Here is a 4,104-nt window from a genome sequence, read left to right on the forward strand (position 1 = left end):
GCGGGCGAACCCGCAACGGCTTTGGCATGGGAGTCTCCGAACAAAGCCGCCCTAGAATGAGAGATAACGTGCTGCGTCACTGTCTCGTGGAGTGTAGGCGCGTAGGGATCTGATTGGTGGGCTCGAGCGCGGCGGATTCCTGCGCGCCCGGCGTGGGCAAGGTATGGCGGGTCTGGCGCAAATAGGCCAGCCACAGCAGCAGGGCGATCACGCAGCCGCTGAGCGCCGTCGCCGCCAGAGCCAGCGCGCTCGAGCTGACCAGCGGCGAGATCAGCCCGGCGACGCCTGCATTGATCAGCAGACTGACAAAACTCTGCATCGACGAAGCCGCACCACGATGACGCGGATAGAGGTCAAGAATGGCCAAGGTGACGATCGGGAACACCAGCGCCACCCCGACCGAATTGAGCGCGATTGGCAGCACCGCCCACGGAAACGCCACCTGCTCAACCGACGCGGCGTAAATCAGGCCTGCCAGCGTGGCCGTCAGGCACAGCACAAAGCCGAGGCTGGCCGAACGGCGCGGGCTGATCCGCCCGGCCGCGCGGCCGGACAGAAACGCACCCACCGCCATGCCGCCCACCGCGGGCGCGAAAAACCAGCCGAACTGCTGTTCGTTCAAGCCGAGGTGAGTCATCACGAACACCGGCGCAGACGCGATGTAGATGAACAGTGCGCCGAAGTTCAGGGTGCCGATCAGGGTCAGCATCATGAAAGTGCGATTGCCCAGCATGGCCGTCGAAACGCGCCACAGGCTCTGGACCGAGAACGGCACCCGGCGCTCGGCTGGATGGGTCTCAGGCAGGGCCAGCGCGGTGATCACCAGCAGCACCAGCGCGAACGCAACCAGAAACCAGAAAATCATCTGCCAGTTCGACCAGCCGAGGATCCAGCCGCCGATGATCGGCGCGATTGCCGGAGCGATGGTGAAGATCATCGAGATCTGGCTCATCAGCCGCTGCGCCGCCTCGCCTTCGCGCAGGTCGCGCACGATGGCGCGGCCAATGATGATGCCCACGCCTGAGGACACACCCTGCAGCGCGCGCCACAGCAGCAGTTCGGTCAGGCTGGACGACAGCGCACAGCCAATCGAAGCGAGCACGAACAGCGCCACTCCGACCAGGATCACCGGCTTGCGGCCGTAGGCATCCGACAGCGGGCCGTGGATGACGCTGGCCAGCGCGTAGGCCAGCAGATACACGCTGATGCTTTGCTGCATCGCCGCCGCCTGCACCCCGAAATCGGCCTGGATCACCCCGAACGCCGGAAAGATGCTGTCGATGGTGAACGGCCCGAACATCGCCAGCGCGCCGAGGATCAGGGCCAAGCGGGCGGGCGGCACATGGGGGCGAACGGCTGACGACGGCATGGGCGTGCTCGATGCGGCTGCCAAGCATAGCCGCCAGGCCGGCCCTCGCCGCATGGGTTTCGCTCTTTGGCGGCAATGCGCCGCGCAGCCGCACCGACCGCAATCCCACGCACCCTGGTACCCGCTAGGATGTGCTGCCGCCTTAGACCCGTCCCGCCGACCCATGATCGCCAACGCCGGCAGCCACTACCCGATGCTCACCGCCATGCTGGCGCCCGCGCTGTTGATGGCGGCGACCGGCTCACTGCTGATCTCGGCCAACAACCGTTTGGCACGCGTGGTCGACCGCCTGCGCGCACTGTTGGCTGCGCGCGGCGAATGCGGCAGCGCTGAGCTACGCAGTGCGCTGGACCGGCAGATCGCCCAGCACCGTCGGCGCAGCCACTACGTACTGCGCGCGTGCGTGCTGCTGTACGTGGCGCTGGGCGCCTTCGTCGCCACCAGCCTGACCCTGGCGATCGATGCCTACACCGGCTTTGCGCTGAGCCAGGTGCCGGCCGGCTTCGCCCTGTTCGGCGTCGCCAGCTTGCTGGTGGCCAGCCTCGCGATGGGCTTGGAGGTGCATCTGGCGGTGAATGGTCTTACCGCCGAGATCGAGCTCTCGATGAAGCGTCAGGCCGAGCGTGATGCCGACGGCAGCTGAAGCCAATCTATCGCCATCCGGCGCAGCGATTCATCGATCAATGGATCGTTCACCAGAGCTGCGATCTCTACCCAGGCCAGCGCCAGTGATTCCTCGTTGAGCACGAAGGTCTCGCTCGCGCCAGCACGGACCACGTAGCGCACATCGAAGTGCCAGTGGCCGGACACAGCGTGATGCGGTGGAATCCAGTGGCGATCGAGGTCGAAGATGCCGCCCGCGAGCGCGAGCCCGACCAGCCCGGATTCCTCTTCCGCCTCGCGCAGTGCGACGGCAGCGAGGTCGGCCTCGCCGTCCGCGTGTCCGCCCAGCTGAAGCCAGCGCTGCAGTTTGCGATGGTGCGTCAGCAGCACGCGCTCGCCGTCACCCGCAACCAGCCAAGCCGAGGCGGTGAAATGGCCGTTCACCCGCTCGCGCGAGAACGCCTCGGGATCTGCCAGCAGCTCGATGAACTCGGCCGCCGAGGCGGCCTGTTCCGGGCGCTGAACAGCATGCCGCTCGAACTCCGCGCACAGGCGCGCGCGAAGCTCGGGGCTGTCGATCGCAGCACTCATGTGCTTACGCGAAGGGATCTTTCAGAACGATGTTGGCGTTGCGGTCGGGGCCGGTGGACACCATCGCCAGCGGGCAACCGACCAGCTCTTCCAGCGAACGCAGGTAAGCGCGCGCAGCCGGCGGCAGCTTGTCCCACTGGGTGACACCATGGGTGGATTCGGTCCAGCCCGGGAACTCCAGGTAAACCGGCTCACACTCCTCCCAACCGGCGGCGTCCAACGGCGCGTACTCGGTCTCCTTGCCGCGGTAGCGGTAGCCGATGCACATTTTCAGGCTCGGCAAGCCATCCAGTACATCAAGCTTGGTGACGCACAGGCCGTTGATGCCGTTGATCGCCACAGCGCGCTTCAGCGCGACCAGATCGATCCAGCCGCAGCGACGCGGACGGCCGGTGGTGGCGCCGAACTCGGCGCCGCGACGCCGGATATCTTCACCCAGCTCATCATCGAGCTCAGTCGGGAACGGACCCCCGCCGACGCGGGTGGCATAGGCCTTGGCGATACCCAGTACGTAGTCGATGGAATCAGCACCGACACCCGTGCCGGCCAGGGCGCCGCCGATCGTGGTGTTGCTGGAGGTGACATAGGGATAGGTGCCGTGATCGATGTCGAGCAAGGACCCTTGCGCACCTTCGAACAGCACCTGCTTGCCCTGCTTGCGCAGCTCGTGCAGCAGGCCGGAAACGTCGGCCTTCATCGGCTCGACGTACTCGCCGAAGGCCAAGGCTTCGTCCAGCGTCTGCTGGAAGTCGACCGCGGCAACCCCCAGGTACTGGGTCAGCACGAAGTTGTGGTAGTCCAGAACGTTGCGCAGCTTCTCGGCCAGCTCGCCCGGGTAGTGCAGGTCGGCCACGCGGACGCCGCGACGCGCCACTTTGTCCTCATACGCCGGGCCAATACCGCGGCCGGTGGTGCCGATCGCCTTGCCGCCGGCCTTCTTCTCGCGGGCCTGATCCAGCGCGATGTGGTACGGCATGATCAGCGGCGTCGCCGGGCTGATCTTCAGCCGCGAGCGCACGTCGATGCCTTCCGCTTCCAACTCGCCGATTTCTTTCTTCAGCGCCGCCGGCGACAGCACCACACCGTTGCCGATCATGCACAGCACGCCCGGGTGCAGGATGCCGGAGGGGATCAGGTGAAGCACGGTCTTCTTGCCGCCGATCACCAAGGTATGGCCGGCGTTATGGCCACCCTGGAAACGCACCACGCCGCCCACGCGTTCGGTCAGCAGATCGACGATCTTGCCTTTGCCTTCGTCGCCCCACTGCGCGCCCAACACAACAACTGACTGACCCATTTGAAAGCACTCCGCATTGATGTTCGTTATCGCGCCCCACCGTGGGGCGACTTCGCCTGTGGTCTCGGCTCCTGCCTCGACTCACAGGCCAGCGGCGGGCTCCTGCCCGCCGCGCTCAAGCCCGCAGGCAGCCAGTGGCTGCACAGTGCGCGGGCTTTCGCCCCCACTGCGCGCCCAACACAACAACTGACTGACCCACGAAAGCACTCCGGATTGATGTTCGTTATCGCGCCCCACCGTGGGG

4 protein-coding genes are annotated in these 4,104 nt (G+C 66.2%); 1 reads left to right on the plus strand and 3 read right to left on the minus strand.

The window, feature by feature from the left end; genetic code table 11:
* Window positions 1-76 precede the first annotated feature (76 nt).
* Window positions 77-1,369, minus strand: a complete 1,293-nt coding sequence (locus ACIQ7H_RS21880) for a multidrug effflux MFS transporter (RefSeq protein ID WP_395795561.1) — start codon at window positions 1,367-1,369, stop codon at window positions 77-79.
* A gap of 163 nt (window positions 1,370-1,532) precedes the next feature.
* On the opposite strand from ACIQ7H_RS21880, the gene ACIQ7H_RS21885 reads away from it, so the two are divergent.
* Window positions 1,533-2,012 carry a DUF2721 domain-containing protein gene (locus ACIQ7H_RS21885; RefSeq protein ID WP_395795563.1) on the plus strand — a complete coding sequence of 160 codons (480 nt, stop codon included), beginning with the start codon at window positions 1,533-1,535 and terminating at the stop codon, window positions 2,010-2,012.
* Here the strand turns inward: ACIQ7H_RS21885 and ACIQ7H_RS21890 are convergent.
* Together ACIQ7H_RS21890 and ACIQ7H_RS21895 are read right to left on the minus strand one after the other, a co-directional pair.
* Window positions 1,982-2,563: an NUDIX hydrolase gene (locus ACIQ7H_RS21890; RefSeq protein WP_395795565.1), complete on the minus strand. Its 582-nt coding sequence runs from the start codon at window positions 2,561-2,563 to the stop codon at window positions 1,982-1,984. The two genes, ACIQ7H_RS21885 and ACIQ7H_RS21890, sit on opposite strands and share 31 nt — an antisense overlap.
* A gap of 4 nt (window positions 2,564-2,567) precedes the next feature.
* A complete protein-coding gene (locus ACIQ7H_RS21895; RefSeq protein ID WP_395795567.1) occupies window positions 2,568-3,860 on the minus strand; it encodes an adenylosuccinate synthase in 1,293 nt (430 codons plus the stop codon).
* Window positions 3,861-4,104 lie beyond the last annotated feature (244 nt).

This window comes from Aquimonas sp., assembly GCF_044377145.1.
In the GTDB taxonomy this organism is placed as follows: Bacteria; Pseudomonadota; Gammaproteobacteria; order Xanthomonadales; family Xanthomonadaceae; genus Aquimonas.

Excerpts from the sequence above, each read along its gene's own strand:
- ACIQ7H_RS21885 (WP_395795563.1), top strand. The coding sequence starts at position 1,533 with ATGATCGCCAACGCCGGCAGCCACTACCCGATGCTCACCGCCATGCTG.
- ACIQ7H_RS21895 (WP_395795567.1), bottom strand. The coding sequence starts at position 3,860 with ATGGGTCAGTCAGTTGTTGTGTTGGGCGCGCAGTGGGGCGACGAAGGC.
- ACIQ7H_RS21890 (WP_395795565.1), bottom strand. The coding sequence starts at position 2,563 with ATGAGTGCTGCGATCGACAGCCCCGAGCTTCGCGCGCGCCTGTGCGCG.
- ACIQ7H_RS21880 (WP_395795561.1), bottom strand. The coding sequence starts at position 1,369 with ATGCCGTCGTCAGCCGTTCGCCCCCATGTGCCGCCCGCCCGCTTGGCC.